Source organism: Streptococcus sinensis (assembly GCF_000767835.1).
Taxonomy (GTDB): Bacteria; Bacillota; Bacilli; order Lactobacillales; family Streptococcaceae; genus Streptococcus; species Streptococcus sinensis.
This window is the reverse complement of sequence record NZ_JPEN01000108.1, coordinates 1-527: the sequence shown is the minus strand read 5'-3', so window position 1 is coordinate 527 and position 527 is coordinate 1. Positions and strand designations below refer to the sequence as shown.

Genomic DNA, 527 nt, shown 5'->3' with positions numbered 1-527 from the left:
TCGTACTTGCTCGCTTCCTTGATATCTTTCTTCACAGTTGTTGGGAAGATCAATTTCAGGTTGATACCCTTCAAGGCATAGTTATTCGTGTAGGCTACTGGATCATCTGAAGTTGTTACCGCAAACTCACCATCAATTGTCAAGCCCTTAGCCTTGATATAATCTTGAATCTTTTGTGGAGCTTCTGCAACAGACTTGTAGATCTTAGTCGTGAAGCCGCTGACAACCTTGCCATCTTCTGTCGTCATACGAACAGCATCCAGATTTGGTGTTACAAACTTGCTAGAGTATTTCTCAATAACCGTCAAACCAACTTGTTTGTCTTGGTCAACCAAACCAGTTGTCCCCTTGTATTGGTCGTTGTCGATGTTAATTGTGTAAACCTCTGTTGAACCAGCCAACATCGTCTTACCATTGACATCTTCACCCTTAGCATTGGTACCTGTCTTCTTAGGTTCTGCTTGAACAGCCTTATAGACATAGGTTACTTCTGTTACACCCTTCACAACCTTACCTTGTTCTTGACC

Annotated in this window: 1 protein-coding gene; it reads right to left on the bottom strand. The window is 42.3% G+C overall.

The window, feature by feature from the left end:
• On the bottom strand, positions 1 to 527 hold a 527-nt coding region (locus SSIN_RS09165), incomplete at both ends, for an adhesin isopeptide-forming adherence domain-containing protein (protein WP_037618211.1).